This window comes from Exiguobacterium artemiae, from assembly GCF_033342815.1.
In the GTDB taxonomy this organism is placed as follows: Bacteria; Bacillota; Bacilli; order Exiguobacteriales; family Exiguobacteriaceae; genus Exiguobacterium_A; species Exiguobacterium_A artemiae_A.
Genome location: NZ_JAWPEN010000022.1, coordinates 26,258 through 41,857 on the forward strand (window position 1 = coordinate 26,258; position 15,600 = coordinate 41,857).

Here is a 15,600-nt window from a genome sequence, read left to right on the forward strand (position 1 = left end):
ATCAATGACAGGACAGACCGGAAATCGACAAAACACACAAAAAAAGACAGGTTCTCCCATTGGCGGAGACCTGTCAATCGCGTTAGGAAGGATCGGTTGCTTCAAGCGCCGCCAGTTCAAGTTCTGACGCCTCACCGTTTTCTTCACGAATCGCATATGCTTCTAATACTGAATCTTCGACTTTTTTTCGCATTAATGCATTGATTGGATGGGCGACATCACGAAAGATGCCTTCCTGTGTCCGCTTGCTTGGCATCGCGACGAAAAGACCGCTGTTTCCTTCGATTACGCGTAAATCATGTACCACGAATTCGTGGTCGAGCGTAATCGAGGCCAGTGCTTTCATTCGACCCTCTGCTACGACGCGACGAATCTTAACGTCGGTGACATTCATTTTGTCCGCACCCCTTTTTATAACCGTTGTCACAACTCTTCGTTGTCTACTTCTACTTACGGCTTAAAACATTCAAAGGTTTAGCTTTTGCCAATCATTTCACGCATAATTTCCAAAAGTTTGATAATTACAGTATAGTTACAAAAAAAATCTGTGTCAAATTCAGGTATTTTCTCCATCTGTGAAATACTGGTCGACATTTCCCCGTTTCACTTGAATCTGTCCAAGATCGACATCCACATCTGAAAGCTTCATCAGACTGACGTACTCATTGACCATCTTCTTCTCGGCACCTTCTGCTTCGATCAACACACCGACACCTGCCACGTTCGCCTCGAACTCACTGAGCAGACTCATCATTCCACGGATTGTTCCGCCGGCTTTCATGAAATCATCAATCAGCAGGACGTTGGCACCTCGCGGCAGACTCCGTCTTGCAAGAGCCATCGTCCGGATCGCTTTGGATGAACCGGAAACATAGTTGATGCTGACGGTCGAACCTTCCGTTACCCGGCTGTCCGAGCGGACGATGACGAACGGTACACCCAATTGTTCGGCAACGGCATAAGCAAGCGGGATTCCTTTTGTCGCAATCGTCATGACGACGTCGACTTTTTTCTGGCTGAAGACAGAAGCAAACACTTGTCCCATCTGTTTCACCATCCGCGGATCTCCGAGCAGGTCCGTCAGATACAAGTAGCCTCCCGGCAATAGACGATCCGGACGTGCAACACGTTCACATAACTCATCAATGAACGGCAACGCCTTTGCACTGCTCCAGGTCGGGATGAACATGACGCCTCCCGCGGCTCCCGGAACAGTGACGAGTCGCCCGGTTCCTTCGTGTTCCAACATTTCACTGACAATATCTAAATCTTCACTGATCGAAGATTTCGCAGAGCTGTACCGTTCTGCGAATATCGTCAATGAGACCAGATGATGCGGATGATCCAGCAGGTAACGTGTCATGTCTACCAGCCGACCACTTCTCCGAATTTTCATCTAAATCGTTCCACCTCTCCGTAATTCCGAATATTCAATAGTGAATATATCATTTTCATACGGAAACTATCAATGGTTTTCCCCTAAAAGACGAACGACGTAGACTTCATTACAAAATCCTCGTAATCCGTTATAGAGACGCTGGGCCCGGTTTTCGTGTTCCGTCAAAGCAAACACGGTCGGACCGCTGCCGCTCATCAAGACACCTTCTGCTCCGCAACTCGTCATGAACGCTTTGATTTGTTCGACTTCCGGATGCATCGGTAAGGTCACGGATTCAAGAACATTGCCGAGCGACTCACAAATGGCCGTGAAATCTTGATTCTTGACCGCATCAATCATTGCTTCGACATCCGGACGTTCCGCTGTTTCCAAATCAAGCGCTCCGTACACATCTGCTGTCGACACACCGATGGTCGGTTTCGCTAGTACAACCCAACAAGGCGGAGGAGAGACTAATTTCTCGAGCTTTTCCCCGCGCCCCGTTGCAATCGCTGTGCCGCCCATGACACAAAACGGGACATCCGATCCGACTTCAGCTCCGATTTCCGCCAACTGTTCAAGTGTCAGGTCGAGCTTCCATAATTCATTCAGTCCACGCAGTGTTGCGGCTGCGTCACTCGAACCGCCCGCAAGACCTGCCGCGACCGGAATTTGTTTCTCCAAATAGATTTCAACCCCGCTCTTGACGTTGAATCGTTCTTTCAGGACTGCTGCTGCTTTATACGCTAAGTTGCGTTCATCATTTGGTACGTAAGCATGTTGGGCATTCATCCGAATCTCGCCGGACGCTAATTCCGTCAATTCGAGACGATCTGCCAAATCCACCGTCGTCATCACCATATGTACATCATGATAACCATCCGGACGTTTCGCCGTCGCATCCAATACTAAATTGATTTTCGCTGGAGCTTTTACAATAATCGTCATCGTGCCGTTCCTCCTCTAGTACGTTTCCTGTACGAATTGTATCAACCTTTGCACAAAAAAAGAAGCGAACATTTCTGTCCACTTCGGAAGGTAAGTTTACGAATTCGCGAATTCGATTTGTACGGAGTCGGTTAACACGTCGGCATAGCTGTAAGAAACTCGCTCGACATTGTGACGCTCTGCGTCTAGCTTGACTACAAACACCGATGGATACGTCTCAACGAGCGTTCCGATTCGGGTTACGACCTTTTTACGACCGCCGCTTGCTTTTAGCGTCAGTCTTTCACCTACATGTGTTTCAAATACATGTCTGATTTCGTTCAACGTCTTTGGCATACGCTTCACCTCACTAATATTTATTATAGCATATGAAGTAAATATTAGGAAGGGGAAATATTATATCTGTTCTTTTGTCTACCGTCAACGTTTTTTAATCGGCAAAAGTGCGTCGGCAAGTTGTGCGAATTCCTGCAGGCTGAGCGTCTCGCCCCGGCGGCGTGGATCAATGCCGGCTTCATGTAAAGCCGCTTCGACCGCTTCCTTTTCTGCTTTTCCAAAATGGCTGGATAAGTTATTCAGAATCGTTTTCCGGCGTTGTGCGAAACTGGCGCGTGTCACTTCGAAGAAGAGTTTCTCATCAAGTGTCTTGACGGCCGGCTCCTTACGAATGTTTAAACGGATCACAGCCGAATCGACGTTCGGTGCAGGAATGAAGACCTGTTTCGGAACCGTAAAACAAACTTCCGCTTCCGCGTAGTATTGAATGGCGATTGACAAGGAACCGTATGCTTTCGTTCCCGGCTGTGCCCCGATTCGTTCCGCCACTTCTTTTTGAATCATCATGATCAGGGTCCGGAACGGTGTCCGTGCTTCCAGAATCCGCATGATAATCGGCGTCGTCACGTAATAAGGCAGGTTTGCGACGACAGCAAGGTCGGTAATCCCTTGTTGTGTAAACTCTTCATCGACGATCGTTTCAAGATCCAGTTCGAGTGCATCCCCGTGAATGACTTTCACGTGCGGATACGGGGCAAGCGAATCTTCCAAGATCGGCAGGAGCCGCTGGTCGATTTCGAGCGCCACGACTTTCTTCGCCTGTTTTGCTGATTGTTCCGTCAACGACCCGATACCGGGACCAATCTCAAGCACACCGCTGTCCGGTGTCAGATTAGCGGCACCGACGATGTTTCCAAGTACATTTAAATCGATTAAAAAGTTTTGTCCCAAGGACTTTTTGAATGAAAATCCGTGCTTCGCCAAGATTTCCTTCGTCCGGTGTAGTGTTGCAATGTCTTTCAATCCTGTTCCTCCTCTATCTGTTTCAAAGCGTCTTCCCATTCCTGTTTCGTGATCCGGATCGACGCGACACGTTTGACGAGTTGTTTGGCATTTGGTTCACCGATGGCGAGCAGCTGTCCGAGCCGTTTCCGGCGTTTGGAGGCCGCTGGTCCCCCGATCAAGTCCGCTGCGAGAATCATCTCCCGCGTCACTTCCGCATCATGTTGCTCTTCTGTCTCATATACCGCACCAAGCGCCCGTTCGATCGCTTCCGGTGATGCATGTTCGACACCGATTTTTCCGCGTTTATCCTTTGCGTCTGCCCGTGGCAGGTAAGCCTGTTTACATCCCGGTACCCGCTCGTTAATCCGGGCCCGAATCCGGTCGCCCGGGAAGTCGGGATCGGTAAACACGATGACACCGCGCCGTTCAAGCGCTTTGGCAATACGTTGCAGGGTTTGCTCGTTGACGGCAGAACCGTTTGTTTCAATTGTATCGACATCAAATACTTCCTGTAAGCGTGTCGTATCATCGCGTCCTTCGACGACGATGACTTCTTTTAAGCGTTTCCGCATCATATCTTCTCCACCTTTTTCAAACACTTCCGTAATTGTACCTGTTTCCACAAAAAAAACAAGGAAGCGTCAAGTGCCCGCTTCCATCGTCTCGTTCGGGATGACCCAGATCTGGATCGTCTTCCGGCCAAATGTTTTGGCAGTCGACTCCCCTTCAACGAGCACATCGATTTTATTTCCTTTAATCGCACCGCCGGTATCAAGGGCAATCGCCAGTCCGACCCCTTCGACATATACCTTTGTTCCGAGGGGAATGACTTTCGGATCAACAGCGATGATCGGCAGTCCTTGATACGTGATCGTATCCGTCACGTCATAACCGGTCGCCGTCAGTGCCCGTCCATCATACAATTGACTTCCATTGGAAGCCGGATCATTTGTATAAGCCGTTGCTTCAACCATCAGGGTTTTTGCTTTGCTAAAATCTAAATCAGTTGCCGCCTTAGGTTCTTCTGCTAACGGTACCGTCGCTTTTTCCTGATCAAACGTCGGTGCCGGTGTCGTCGCGGCCTCAACCGATTCAACGGGTTTCGTTCCGATCTTGACGACTTGTTTAACCGGTTCACTCGTCACTTCATTAGCAATCAGTTTCTTTTCTTTACTCAATCCGTCCGCAAGGGTCAATTGATATTTTTGGGTCCGGATGCCCGGGCGACCGGATTTCGTCACCAATTGTTCGCCCGCCGGCAAGGTGTCGTCTTCGACAGTCTTGACTTCAAACGGTAACAGCTGTTGTTCCGTCAGCACGGCACGCCGTGTCGTATTGACCGTAACGAGCATGTCCTTTGCGACGACCGTATCCAGACCGGGCATGACCTTGTCTTCTGTCTGGAGCTTAACGCCCTGCATCGACAACAGTTCCCGCACCGTCGTTTGATACGTATAGACTTCGCGCGCTTTTCCTTCGACAATCAGCTCGACCGGAAACGCCTCCCGGTACCGGACCGTCATACCGCTCGTCAAAATAGCTTCTTTTGAAGGATACACATCATCCGTCTCAAGCATCTGGCTGATTCCCTGTTCTTTTAACAGATCCTCGACACGACGTGCTTGCGTCCGGATTGTCCGTGCTTCACCGTACCCCATGATTAATGTAATTTCTTTAGCCGGTTGAATGACGATTAAATCATTTTTCGAAAGATCGGCACTTAAAGCCGGCTCGATGACATCTTGTGAGCGTACCGAGATACCGGCTTCTTTCAAGACACCGAAAACGGATGTCTCCACCGTCTCGATTTTCGTTTGCCGGCCATCCACGAGAATCGTAACGTCACGCGGGTGGTCCATCATCACATACAGCAGACTGGCAACCAACAATAAGGTACAGCCGATGGTCATATACGTGATCGATCGAATCATGGAAGGCGGAAGACGCGTTTGGCGTTCTCAGTCGTCGCTTGTTCGATATCCGCGTACATCATTCCCCGCAATTGGGCGATTTCTTCCGCAACGAACCGGACATATGCCGGCTCATTCCGTTTTCCGCGATAAGGAGTCGGTGTCAGGTACGGACAGTCCGTCTCGACCAATAAACGGTCAAGCGGTACTTCCTGTGCGACGCGTTTAGGCATCTTCGCATTTTTGAATGTCACCGGTCCTCCGAGGGAAATGTAGAAGTTCATGGCTAAGCAACGCGGCAGCAGTTCTGCACTCATGCTGTAGCTGTGCAAAATCCCACCGACTTCTTTTGCATCTTCTTCTTCCAAGATCCGAAGCGTATCTTCCGTCGCTTCCCGATTATGAATGACGATCGGTTTATTTTTTTGCTTCGCCAAGCGAATCTGTTTTCGAAACGCTGCGTCCTGAACGTCTTTCGGCGACGTATCCCAGTGGTAATCCAGTCCGATTTCTCCGAGGGCAACGACTTTCGGATGATCCATTAAGCGCTCCACTTTTTCATAGGCGGCATCGTCGAAATCGATTGAATCGACCGGATGCCATCCGATGACGGCATACAGGTCGTCATACTGTTCGACGAGTTCCATTGCCCGGTCAATCGTCTTGTGATCAAAACCAACGACGATCATCGGAGAAACCCCGTTTGCCCGCGCCCGCTCAATCGTCTCCTCGACATCTCCGTCAAACTGATCCGAGTTTAAATGTGTGTGTGTATCAATCAACATACTATTCGACTCCTTCTTTCAAAAAAATGCCTGTGACATCAAGTCCACAGGCATCCGGATTATTTTACGCTTGCCCCGTTCGCCATCGTTGATGGTACGGTAGCTAATTCAAGTTTACCTGATTTCTCGGCAGCGAGCACCATTCCTTGCGACAATTCTCCCCGTAATGTGACCGGTTTTAAATTGGCGACGACGATGACTTTACGGCCGATTAAATCTTCCGGCTCATACCATTCCGCGATTCCCGAAACGATTTGTCGTGTCTCTTTCCCCATGTCGACGGTCAGCTTCAGCAGTTTTTTTGCTTTTTTGATTTTCTCAGCTGTGACGACTTCTCCGACACGTAACTCGATTTGGTCAAAGACATCAATCGTCGTTTCCGGACGAGCATCGGTATCTTCTTCTTCGACTTCTGTCTCTTCTTCGACACGGGCGGCAGAGGCTTGTTTCATCATCTCAACGATCGCTTCGACTTCTTCTTTCATGTCACGACGCGGGAAAATCGGTTCGGCAGCGCCGACCTTTGTTCCTTCTTCAACGGCAGCGAACTGTTCAAGAGCCGTCCAGTCCATCGGTTGTCCTTCCAGTCCGAGTTGACGGAACATCTCTTTTGGCGAACGTGTCATGAATGGTTGCAGCATGATGGCGACGTGACGTAACGCACCGACCAGGTGAACCATCGATGATGCCAGTTCATCCGTTTTCGACTCGTCTTTTGCGAGCACCCACGGTTGTGTTTCATCGATATATTTATTGGCACGGCTGATCAGTTGCCAGATGTGTGACAAGGCAACCGAAAACTCCATGTGTTCCATCGCAGCTTCGACCTTCTCGACTGTTTCTTTTGCCAGTGTCGACAATGTCTCGTCAAACGGTGTCACATTTCCGGCATATGTCGGAATGACGCCGTCGAAATACTTCGTGATCATCGCAATCGTCCGGTTGAGTAAGTTTCCAAGGTCGTTCGCGAGATCAAAGTTCATCCGTTCCACGAACGCTTCCGGTGTGAACATGCCATCTGATCCAAACGGGACTTCCCGAAGGAGGTAATAACGTAATGCATCGAGTCCGTACCGGTCAATCATCGGAACCGGATCGACGACGTTTCCTTTGGATTTCGACATTTTACCGTCTTTCATCAACAACCAGCCGTGTGCAAAGACTTGTTTCGGAAGCGGTAAGTCAAGCGCCATCAAAAGAGCCGGCCAGACGATGGTATGGAAACGAACGATTTCTTTTCCGACGAGATGAACATCAGCCGGCCAGTACTTATCAAAGTTTCCTTGGTCATCCGTTCCGTATCCAAGTGACGAGATGTAGTTCGTTAACGCATCGACCCAGACATAAACGACGTGTTTCGGATTCGACGGAACTTTAACACCCCAATCGAATGTCGTCCGTGAAACAGCAAGGTCCTGTAAACCCGGTTTGATGAAGTTGTTGATCATCTCGTGTTTGCGTGACTCCGGTAAGATGAACGATGGATTCGCTTCATAATATTCGACTAAGCGATCTGCGTATTGACTGATCCGGAAGAAATAACACTCTTCCCGAACGAGTTCGACCGGATGACCGCTGTCCGGACTCTTGCCGTCAACCAGCTGTGATTCGGTATAATACGTTTCATCCGGAACGGAATACCAACCTTCGTACTCTCCGAGGTAGATGTCGCCTTTTTCAAGCAACGTCTCAAATACATGTTCGACGACTTCTTTATGACGCGGTTCTGTCGTCCGGATATAATCATCGTAGGAAATATCAAGACGGTCCCACAATACTTTGATTTGTTCGACGACACCATCGACGAATTCCTGCTCGGAAACTCCGGCTTCCTTCGCTTTTTCCTGAATTTTTTGTCCGTGCTCATCTGTTCCTGTTAAGTAACGGACATCAAATCCCTGAAGTCGTTTGTAACGCGCCATCGCGTCCCCTGCGACCGTCGTATACGCGTGACCGATATGTAGCTTGGCGCTAGGATAATAAATCGGTGTAGTGATATAAAATGTTTTTGCCATGATATTCCTCCGTTCTGTATTTCATTTCATTATTATACGCTGTTCTGTCGTCTGTGTCGAAACTCGTTTTTTGTCGAATGCAAACATTTTTTGACATCAGACATCGAATACCAAAAAAACACACTAAATAGTTTGATTTCCTTTAAAAAGGGAAAATCTATTAGTAAATCGTTTCAGATGTGGCTTTTTTGAGAAATAAATGACATTTTGATTTCAAGCTATTCAGATTGGTTGACTACTTTTGGAAAGTTTAGTATTCTACATTCTATAGAAGTGATGTCGAATTTTGACGATTTTCCAAAAATAAAGAGAACCTAGACATCAGAGGAGGAACAACAAAATGAAATCAACAGGTATTGTACGTAAAGTAGATGAGCTCGGCCGGGTCGTTATTCCAATCGAACTTCGTCGTACGCTTCAAATCGCAGAGAAGGATGCTCTTGAGATTTATGTCGACAACGAGCAAATCATCCTTAAAAAATACAAACCAAACATGACTTGCCAAGTAACAGGTGAAGTATCAGAAGATAACTTCAAACTAGCTGATGGTAAATTGATTCTCTCTCCAGACGGCGCACAACGCGTCCTCGTTGAGTTAAAAGATTTCCTCGATCGTCATTACGCAGGAAACGAATAAGCAAAAGAAGCGATTCCAAACGGAGTCGCTTCTTTTTTTAGGATTCGTGATAACGCAAATACAATTCTTGACGATCGAGTCCCCGTTCCTTCGCCACCCGTTTTAAGGCAGCATTCGGTTTTTCGCCTTGTTCGATATACCGTTCAATTTGTTGCAACGGATCCGCTTCCTGTTCTTCTTCCGCCGGCCGTTCTTCGGTCGATCCTTCGACGATGACGACAAACTCGCCCCGGACTTCTTCACCCGCCCACTCGAGCGCTTCTGTCACAGACCCCCGGATATACTCTTCGTACCGTTTGGTCAGTTCACGGGCTAACGTCAATTGACGGTCACCGAGCACATCCCGTAACGCACCTAACATCTCTTTTAGACGATGCGGTGCCTCATAGAAGATCAGGCTGCCTTTTTCGTACCGGACGGTTTCAAGCGCCTCACGACGTTCTTTTTTCTTACGCGGCAAAAAACCGTAGTACAAAAAGCGTTCTGTCGCAAGACCCGAAGCGACGAGCGCTGTCAGCGCGGCATTTGCCCCCGGTAAGACGATGACCGGAATATCTTCGGCAATCGCTTCCCGAATTAAATCACTGCCTGGATCAGAGATTCCCGGCATACCGGCGTCCGAGACCAAGGCAATCTGTTTTCCCGCATGCAGATCAGCTAGCAGACGTGCTCCGCTGACCTGCTTATTATGTTCGTGATAGCTGACAAGTTTCGTCTCGATTTTAAAATGATTAAATAACTTCATTGTTTGTCGCGTATCTTCCGCCGCGACGAGATCGGACTCCTGTAAGATACGAACAGCCCGGTACGTCATGTCTTCAAGATTTCCGATCGGTGTCGGAACGATATATAATCCGTTCGTTTGTCCTTTAAAACTGCTTGTTGCTTTCATGAGATGACCTCCCTCCTTGAATAAGTCGTTCTTTTTTAAGACGTGTCAATTGTTTGATGGCATACTCACGCTTTAAGGCTTCCGACTTCGTCGCAAATGTTTCAGTATACTCAAGCGCGACCGGCAGTCTGGCCCGGGTATACTTGGCACCTTGACCGGCATTGTGTGTCGCCAACCGTTTTTCGACGTCAATCGCATATCCCGTATAGAGACTGCCGTCCCGGCAACGGACGATGTAGACGGCATGCTCAGACATTAAACTGATTCCGCATCTGTAACGTGTATGTGTCGTCTTGTTCGTAGACGATGAAGGGCGCTAATACCTTAAGACCCGGCTTGGCATCTTTAATCCCTTCAATCAACAACATGTTGGCCTCTTTGCCTTCTTTCGGGTAGACGAGTTGCATCCGCTTCGGTTCAAGCCGGTACTGCCGCATCAATGTCACGATGTCGAGCAGGCGCTCCGGACGATGGACGAATGCCGTTTTTCCGCCTTGCTTCAGCAGATCTGCAGCCGACCGGATACAATCCTCGAGTGTACATAATACTTCATGCCGGGCAATCGTATAATGTTCACTTGCATTTCGGTTCGACGATTCGTTTGCCAGGAAATACGGTGGATTACATGTGACAGCGTCATAAAGACCGTATCCCAATTGTTTCCCGGCTTCCTTGACGTCACCTTCGACCATCTGCAATTGGTCTTGTTTTTCATTCATCTGGATACTGCGCTCGGCCATATCAACAAGACGGGGCTGAATTTCAAGTCCTGTGATCGTCCCTTTCGTCCGGTAAGACAAAAACAGGGGAATCGCTCCATTACCGGCGCATAAATCCACCAACTTCCCCTGTTGGATCGGCACCCAGGCGAACTGTGCCAGCAAGGCAGCATCCAGAGAGTATGAAAACACGGTTGGACTTTGAATGATTTGTCCTTCTTTTCCAAGCAGATGATCCAGTCGCTCATCTGATAATAGTTCAGGCATAACGTTCTTCCTTTCTGAAAAAAAGACTGACTCCTAGGAAGTCAGCCTCTCAATGTTTCGTTAACATGGACAAGCAGAACAGACAATCTCCGTCTTTACGGACTTGACCATAATGCAGGTTACAAATATGGAATCCTTCTTGATACAACCGTCCCAGATTATCATAGCCAGCACCTGTACCGGCTTCCGCCTGTGCTTCTTCTGTAATCGGTTGTTGTTCATCGCGCTCTACCTTCTCACGGAGGTGATGATTCTCAAGATACAGATGTTGGTTCTCCTCCATCATGTAAGCAAGCTGATCTTTCAATACGCTCAGATGCTCAGTCAGCAAGTGAATCTGTTGCTCGATCGCATCAACACGCGTAATGATTTCTTTTTTATCGACTCTCTCCACGCGCATGCACCCCGTCATTCTTTTGGTCGTTTTTGTTTTACGGCACCGACAGAAAGTAGTTCCTCCATCGAGTAAGTCAGGACCCGCGAACGGTCTTTTAATTCAATTTGAACGATTTGGTCAAGAATATTCAGACCGACTACCCGTCCTTCGCCTTCCGGAACAGTCAAACGTTTTCCGTAATCCGGCAAATCCCGTCGCATTTCTTCATACGTGTCATTTTCATATTTTAAGCAACACATCAAACGACCGCAGACACCAGAAATCTTCGTCGGGTTCAAGGATAGGTTTTGATCTTTCGCCATCTTGATCGAGACCGGTTCAAATTCACCTAAAAACGAAGAGCAGCAGAGAACACGACCACATGGACCGATTCCTCCCAGTAACTTCGCTTCATCACGGACACCGATTTGTCGTAATTCAATGCGTGTCCGGAAAACAGCCGCCAAATCTTTGACGAGTTCCCGGAAATCGACACGACCTTCTGCCGTGAAGTAAAAAATGACTTTATTGCGATCAAATGTATATTCGACATCGACTAATTTCATATCGAGTTTGTGCTCACGAATTTTTTCCACACAAACAGCATGCGCATCAAACGCTGCCATTTTATTTTCACGAACGATCATCGCATCTTTATCATCTGCGACCCGAAGGATGGATTTCAATGGCAAGACCACATCTTCTTCGTCCATTTGTTTATCGGCAATCACCACTTCGCCGTATTCAATGCCCCGTACTGTCTCAACGATGACGGATTGTCCTCGTGATAATGACTCTTGTCCAGGTGCAAAATAATAAATTTTGCCCGCTTCTTTAAAGCGAACGCCTACTACTTCTAGCATATCGCTCTACCCTTTCTGTAAGTCAAACATGAGACGCTCAACTGTTAATTGAGGATTAACATTTGCTTCGATCCGCTTAACGGCTGCGAGAACTGCCTGCAGCCACCGTGTGATCGTCGTCTGACTTTTCCCACCCATCTGTTCCAGTAATGGCCGGCTGTTTGCATATGTGATCGTTTCCCAGGACGGATTCAATTTAAGATGCAGTACATCTTCAAAGAAACATGTCACCAGTTCCAGACCAATTCGTGCATCTTGCCGATTTTTAAATTGACTCATCCATTTCTCCTGGACAAACAATGGTAAATCCGCCGGACGATTCGCTAATTCCTCCATCAATTGTAACACTGACACTCGCGCATTTACAAACCAGTCTTCGACTAATGCCTGTTCTGCATCTTCTATTTTAGGATAGACTCGGGCCGCCAGCTGAGTCAATTCGTTATCCCGTCCCGTTTTTTCGGACAGGACTTGTCCGATCAACAGGCGATCCGCCGGACGAAAACTTAATAATTGACCCCGCGAACGAATCGTCGGCAACAGCAATTGCGGCTGATTCGTAATCAGAATGGCTACTTTTCCCGCTCCCGGTTCTTCAAAGAACTTCAGCAGGCTGTTTGCTGCCTGGGGTGTCATTTTATGCGACTGCGTCACCACATAGATTTGGCGGTCACCTTCAAGACCCCGTAAGGATAAATCATGCATCAATTCCTGAATCTGTTCTTTTTTTATCGTCGCACCGTCCGGTTCGATTTGATAATAGTCGACCAAGTTTCCGCTGTCCATCCGACGGCAGCTCCGGCACGTTTGACATGGTTCGATTTGATCACGACGTTCACAAAACAGGCTTTTGGCGAACAATTGAGCCGCCTCTAAAAGAAGCGGCTCATAGTCTCCCGTAAAGATATAAGCGTGGTTGATACGATTCGTCTGTAACGAGTTGCGCAAAATCGTCGCAATGACCGATTGAGTTTGTTCTAGTTCATGAAATGTCTGCATTAGAATTGATGAAACCCTTCGATTGGCAAGACGAACACCGTTGCTCCGCCAACCTGCACTTCAACCGGATACGGAATATATGAATCGGCATGACCGCCCATTGGTGAAATCGGTGAAACCATTTGTTCCCGACTTGAACAGTTCTTTTTGATCAAACGCATCAAATCATCCAAGCGTTCACTTTGGACACCAATCATGAACGTGGTATTTCCTTCTTTGAGAAAACCGCCTGTCGTCGCGAGTTTTGTTGCCCGAAAATCGTGTTCGACCAATGCTTCTGCTAAACGTAGGCTATCTTTATCTTGAACAATCGTAATGACCATTTTCATGATAATCTCTCCCTTTTTTTTAAATACGTCAAAACATCCTGACATAATTCCGTTTGTAAGCTTTCAATCGATTGATTGGCATCGACCAACTGAATACGCTCCGGTTCTTGTACCGCTAACGTCATAAAACCATCGTATACCCGTTGACGGAACGCATCATCACGTTGCTCGATTCGGTCCAGTGCCCCTCGGTCCATCATTCGTTGCTTCGATTCCGACACCGTCAAATCAAACAGATACGTTCGATCCGGTGTTAAATGGTTTGTTGCCTGCTGATTAATGGAACGGACCTGTTCAATTGCATAACCCAGTCCATACCCTTGATAGGCAATCGATGCATCGATGAACCGATCGCATAAAACAATTTTTCCAGCAGCAAGAGCCGGACGAATCAATTCATTGACATGTTGTGCCCGTGAAGCTGCATACAAGAGGATTTCAGTCATCTCATCCATCTCTTGAAAATCAGGATTTAAAATCAATGACCGAATTTCATTTCCGATTCGGGTTCCACCCGGCTCGCGTGTCATCACGATCTCATACCCTTCAGCCGTCAATCGATCTGCAAGTAATTGCAGCTGGGTCGTTTTTCCGGCACCATCCGGTCCTTCGACTGTAATAAATGTTCCTGTCATTCTCTAATTCCTTCCTGTATCACACGTAATTTCCCCTGGTGGAGAAACTCACCGCCCTGCAGATGGATTGATGTGTTTATATAATGTTCAATCATTGTAATGTGTTCTGCTGTTATCCGTTCTCCCCGTAGGATTAATGGTATCCCGGGCGGATAGGGAATGATTGTTTCAAGTGAAACCAATCCGACTGACTGTTCAAAAGTTTGTTCGACCGCCTCAGCGTCTTCCAATTGATCGAGTGGACGAGCCAGGGACGATACCTTTATTTTACCCATAAACGGTTGTTCCATATACCTTTTATCCGGAATTCCTTCCGCTTTTAGGGTTTCGATCGCTAATTGGATCTGATTAATCCAGGTATCCTGTTCAAATGGCTCGATGCTTCGTAGCGGTAATATACAAACCACATGTGGTCCGAGAGCAAACTCAGCATCCAGTCCTTGATCCGCCAACGCCTCGATTAACTGACTTCCGGAATATTCTTCACAGGACAAAATCATTCGTGACCAATCATCGAACGTAAACGCCGTTATATCTGTCAATTGATTGATTTGCTGATGAAGGCGTTCGTGACTGATCCGGACAGACTTCATATTGGAAACCGTCCATTTTTCACGGTACTCACGGGCAAAATCGAGTGAAGCCATCAACAGATACGACGGGCTGGACGTTTGAAAGGCCTGAAGAGCCCTTGTTAACCTTCTCCGTTCGTCATCCGTAAAGCGTTCATGGATCCAGGCTCCCATTGTCAGGGCAGGTAACGTCTTGTGCGCTGATTGAACAACAGCAGTGGCTCCCAGTTCAAACGCTGAACGAACGCCAAACGCTTCCCCGAAATGAGCACCATGGGCTTCGTCAATCAACAATGGTATACCCGATGCTGTTGTGAATGGAAGCAACTCCTCGATTCGAGCCGTTTCACCGTAATAGGTCGGCGAAGTTAAAAAGACCGCAACGCCTCCCGGAAAAGTCGTTAACGCTTCCTCCAATGTTTCACGTGAAACATTCCCGCTGATACCTGTGGAGGGATCTATTTCCGGTTCCAATAAAATCGGGGATAACCCAAGCCATTCCAACGCATTAAAAACTGATTTATGGGAATTACGCTGAACGTATATCCGGTCTCCCCGCTGTGAGACAGCAGCTAACATTGCCCAATTACCAACTGTCGATCCATTAATCAAAAAATGACTGTCACGTGCTTCATAGACTTGACGTAATAAAAGTTTTGCTTCATAAATGGCCTCTTCCGGATGATGAAAATCATCCAACCCCCGCAATTCTGTTTTATCCCATTCGAAAAAAGACGGTAATCCTTCGAACAATGTTCCATTTTTATGTCCTGGAACATGCCAGGAAGTAGCTTTTCTTTCTACATGAGCACAAAGTGCTTCAATAATCGGCATACGACCTTTCATCTCCTACAGTCCTTTCCAATCTAAACTACAAAAAGACCGACCTGCAAAATGCAGATCGGTCTCTTACTTGCCTGGCAACGTCCTATCCTCACAGGGGGAAGCCCCCAACTACTTTCGGCGTTCAAGTGCTTAACTTCCGTGTTCGGCA

The 15,600-nt window shown here is 47.7% G+C and carries 19 protein-coding genes and 1 rRNA gene; 1 reads left to right on the plus strand and 19 read right to left on the minus strand.

Going from position 1 to position 15,600, the window contains the following annotated elements; all coding sequences use genetic code 11:
- Positions 1–82 precede the first annotated feature (82 nt).
- From spoVG to metG, 9 genes are all read right to left on the minus strand, one after another.
- Positions 83–394, minus strand: coding sequence for a septation regulator SpoVG (spoVG, locus tag R7V76_RS15400; protein WP_012368953.1), 312 nt, complete (start codon positions 392–394; stop codon positions 83–85).
- A 162-nt stretch (positions 395–556) separates the two neighbouring features.
- Entirely contained in the window at positions 557–1,396 is an 840-nt protein-coding gene (gene purR, locus R7V76_RS15405; RefSeq protein WP_026826998.1) for a pur operon repressor, read from the minus strand.
- Between the two features lie 69 nt (positions 1,397–1,465).
- Positions 1,466–2,326 (minus strand): 4-(cytidine 5'-diphospho)-2-C-methyl-D-erythritol kinase, encoded by an 861-nt coding sequence (ispE, locus tag R7V76_RS15410; RefSeq protein WP_318094121.1) that lies wholly within the window; start codon positions 2,324–2,326, stop codon positions 1,466–1,468.
- A 96-nt stretch (positions 2,327–2,422) separates the two neighbouring features.
- Positions 2,423–2,662 (minus strand): Veg family protein, encoded by a 240-nt coding sequence (locus R7V76_RS15415; protein ID WP_012368950.1) that lies wholly within the window; start codon positions 2,660–2,662, stop codon positions 2,423–2,425.
- 84 nt (positions 2,663–2,746) lie between these two features.
- Positions 2,747–3,625 carry a 16S rRNA (adenine(1518)-N(6)/adenine(1519)-N(6))-dimethyltransferase RsmA gene (rsmA, locus tag R7V76_RS15420; protein ID WP_012368949.1) on the minus strand — a complete coding sequence of 293 codons (879 nt, stop codon included), beginning with the start codon at positions 3,623–3,625 and terminating at the stop codon, positions 2,747–2,749.
- Entirely contained in the window at positions 3,622–4,182 is a 561-nt protein-coding gene (gene rnmV, locus R7V76_RS15425; RefSeq protein ID WP_214767545.1) for a ribonuclease M5, read from the minus strand. Before rnmV ends, rsmA begins: the two co-directional genes overlap by 4 nt.
- A 66-nt stretch (positions 4,183–4,248) precedes the next feature.
- Positions 4,249–5,538, minus strand: a complete 1,290-nt coding sequence (locus tag R7V76_RS15430; RefSeq protein WP_318094125.1) for a ubiquitin-like domain-containing protein — start codon at positions 5,536–5,538, stop codon at positions 4,249–4,251.
- Complete coding sequence (locus R7V76_RS15435; RefSeq protein WP_214767551.1) at positions 5,535–6,302, minus strand: TatD family hydrolase; 768 nt, start codon at positions 6,300–6,302, stop codon at positions 5,535–5,537. The genes R7V76_RS15430 and R7V76_RS15435 overlap by 4 nt, the downstream gene beginning before the upstream one ends.
- Positions 6,303–6,361: 59 nt before the next feature.
- Positions 6,362–8,317 (minus strand): methionine--tRNA ligase, encoded by a 1,956-nt coding sequence (gene metG / locus R7V76_RS15440; RefSeq protein WP_318094129.1) that lies wholly within the window; start codon positions 8,315–8,317, stop codon positions 6,362–6,364.
- A 340-nt stretch (positions 8,318–8,657) separates the two neighbouring features.
- Here metG and R7V76_RS15445 point away from each other — a divergent pair, with 340 nt between their 5' ends.
- On the plus strand, positions 8,658–8,954 hold the full coding sequence (locus R7V76_RS15445; RefSeq protein WP_012368944.1) for an AbrB/MazE/SpoVT family DNA-binding domain-containing protein: 297 nt from the start codon (positions 8,658–8,660) through the stop codon (positions 8,952–8,954).
- Positions 8,955–8,991: 37 nt separating this feature from the next.
- Here R7V76_RS15445 and rsmI read toward each other — a convergent pair whose 3' ends face one another.
- The 10 genes from rsmI to rrf form a co-directional block, all read right to left on the minus strand.
- Positions 8,992–9,846 (minus strand): 16S rRNA (cytidine(1402)-2'-O)-methyltransferase, encoded by an 855-nt coding sequence (gene rsmI, locus R7V76_RS15450; protein ID WP_318094131.1) that lies wholly within the window; start codon positions 9,844–9,846, stop codon positions 8,992–8,994.
- Entirely contained in the window at positions 9,824–10,102 is a 279-nt protein-coding gene (locus R7V76_RS15455) for a GIY-YIG nuclease family protein (protein WP_318094134.1), read from the minus strand. Before R7V76_RS15455 ends, rsmI begins: the two co-directional genes overlap by 23 nt.
- Complete coding sequence (locus R7V76_RS15460) at positions 10,095–10,832, minus strand: tRNA1(Val) (adenine(37)-N6)-methyltransferase (RefSeq protein ID WP_290831100.1); 738 nt, start codon at positions 10,830–10,832, stop codon at positions 10,095–10,097. Before R7V76_RS15460 ends, R7V76_RS15455 begins: the two co-directional genes overlap by 8 nt.
- A 49-nt stretch (positions 10,833–10,881) precedes the next feature.
- Positions 10,882–11,232: a DNA replication initiation control protein YabA gene (gene yabA / locus R7V76_RS15465; protein WP_114597427.1), complete on the minus strand. Its 351-nt coding sequence runs from the start codon at positions 11,230–11,232 to the stop codon at positions 10,882–10,884.
- Positions 11,233–11,240: 8 nt separating this feature from the next.
- The gene (locus R7V76_RS15470; RefSeq protein WP_012368939.1) at positions 11,241–12,071 is read right to left on the minus strand and encodes a PSP1 domain-containing protein; all 831 of its coding nucleotides are present in this window, start codon (positions 12,069–12,071) and stop codon (positions 11,241–11,243) included.
- A 6-nt stretch (positions 12,072–12,077) separates the two neighbouring features.
- A complete protein-coding gene (locus tag R7V76_RS15475) occupies positions 12,078–13,070 on the minus strand; it encodes a DNA polymerase III subunit delta' (RefSeq protein ID WP_012368938.1) in 993 nt (330 codons plus the stop codon).
- Positions 13,070–13,399, minus strand: coding sequence for a cyclic-di-AMP receptor (locus R7V76_RS15480; protein WP_012368937.1), 330 nt, complete (start codon positions 13,397–13,399; stop codon positions 13,070–13,072). Before R7V76_RS15480 ends, R7V76_RS15475 begins: the two co-directional genes overlap by 1 nt.
- A complete protein-coding gene (gene tmk / locus R7V76_RS15485; RefSeq protein ID WP_290831104.1) occupies positions 13,396–14,034 on the minus strand; it encodes a dTMP kinase in 639 nt (212 codons plus the stop codon). Before tmk ends, R7V76_RS15480 begins: the two co-directional genes overlap by 4 nt.
- Positions 14,031–15,440: an aminotransferase class I/II-fold pyridoxal phosphate-dependent enzyme gene (locus R7V76_RS15490; protein ID WP_290831106.1), complete on the minus strand. Its 1,410-nt coding sequence runs from the start codon at positions 15,438–15,440 to the stop codon at positions 14,031–14,033. Before R7V76_RS15490 ends, tmk begins: the two co-directional genes overlap by 4 nt.
- Positions 15,441–15,521: 81 nt before the next feature.
- Positions 15,522–15,600, minus strand: a 5S ribosomal RNA gene (rrf, locus tag R7V76_RS16765); the annotation flags it as partial.

Coding starts and splice junctions, on each gene's coding strand:
- rnmV (WP_214767545.1), bottom strand. CDS start 4,182: ATGATGCGGAAACGCTTAAAAGAAGTCATCGTCGTCGAAGGACGCGAT.
- spoVG (WP_012368953.1), bottom strand. CDS start 394: ATGAATGTCACCGACGTTAAGATTCGTCGCGTCGTAGCAGAGGGTCGA.
- rsmI (WP_318094131.1), bottom strand. CDS start 9,846: ATGAAAGCAACAAGCAGTTTTAAAGGACAAACGAACGGATTATATATC.
- R7V76_RS15435 (WP_214767551.1), bottom strand. CDS start 6,302: ATGTTGATTGATACACACACACATTTAAACTCGGATCAGTTTGACGGA.
- R7V76_RS15415 (WP_012368950.1), bottom strand. CDS start 2,662: ATGCCAAAGACGTTGAACGAAATCAGACATGTATTTGAAACACATGTA.
- R7V76_RS15430 (WP_318094125.1), bottom strand. CDS start 5,538: ATGATTCGATCGATCACGTATATGACCATCGGCTGTACCTTATTGTTG.
- R7V76_RS15475 (WP_012368938.1), bottom strand. CDS start 13,070: ATGCAGACATTTCATGAACTAGAACAAACTCAATCGGTCATTGCGACG.
- R7V76_RS15470 (WP_012368939.1), bottom strand. CDS start 12,071: ATGCTAGAAGTAGTAGGCGTTCGCTTTAAAGAAGCGGGCAAAATTTAT.
- tmk (WP_290831104.1), bottom strand. CDS start 14,034: ATGACAGGAACATTTATTACAGTCGAAGGACCGGATGGTGCCGGAAAA.
- R7V76_RS15490 (WP_290831106.1), bottom strand. CDS start 15,440: ATGCCGATTATTGAAGCACTTTGTGCTCATGTAGAAAGAAAAGCTACT.
- R7V76_RS15480 (WP_012368937.1), bottom strand. CDS start 13,399: ATGAAAATGGTCATTACGATTGTTCAAGATAAAGATAGCCTACGTTTA.
- R7V76_RS15445 (WP_012368944.1), top strand. CDS start 8,658: ATGAAATCAACAGGTATTGTACGTAAAGTAGATGAGCTCGGCCGGGTC.
- metG (WP_318094129.1), bottom strand. CDS start 8,317: ATGGCAAAAACATTTTATATCACTACACCGATTTATTATCCTAGCGCC.
- R7V76_RS15455 (WP_318094134.1), bottom strand. CDS start 10,102: ATGTCTGAGCATGCCGTCTACATCGTCCGTTGCCGGGACGGCAGTCTC.
- yabA (WP_114597427.1), bottom strand. CDS start 11,232: ATGCGCGTGGAGAGAGTCGATAAAAAAGAAATCATTACGCGTGTTGAT.
- ispE (WP_318094121.1), bottom strand. CDS start 2,326: ATGACGATTATTGTAAAAGCTCCAGCGAAAATCAATTTAGTATTGGAT.
- R7V76_RS15460 (WP_290831100.1), bottom strand. CDS start 10,832: ATGCCTGAACTATTATCAGATGAGCGACTGGATCATCTGCTTGGAAAA.
- purR (WP_026826998.1), bottom strand. CDS start 1,396: ATGAAAATTCGGAGAAGTGGTCGGCTGGTAGACATGACACGTTACCTG.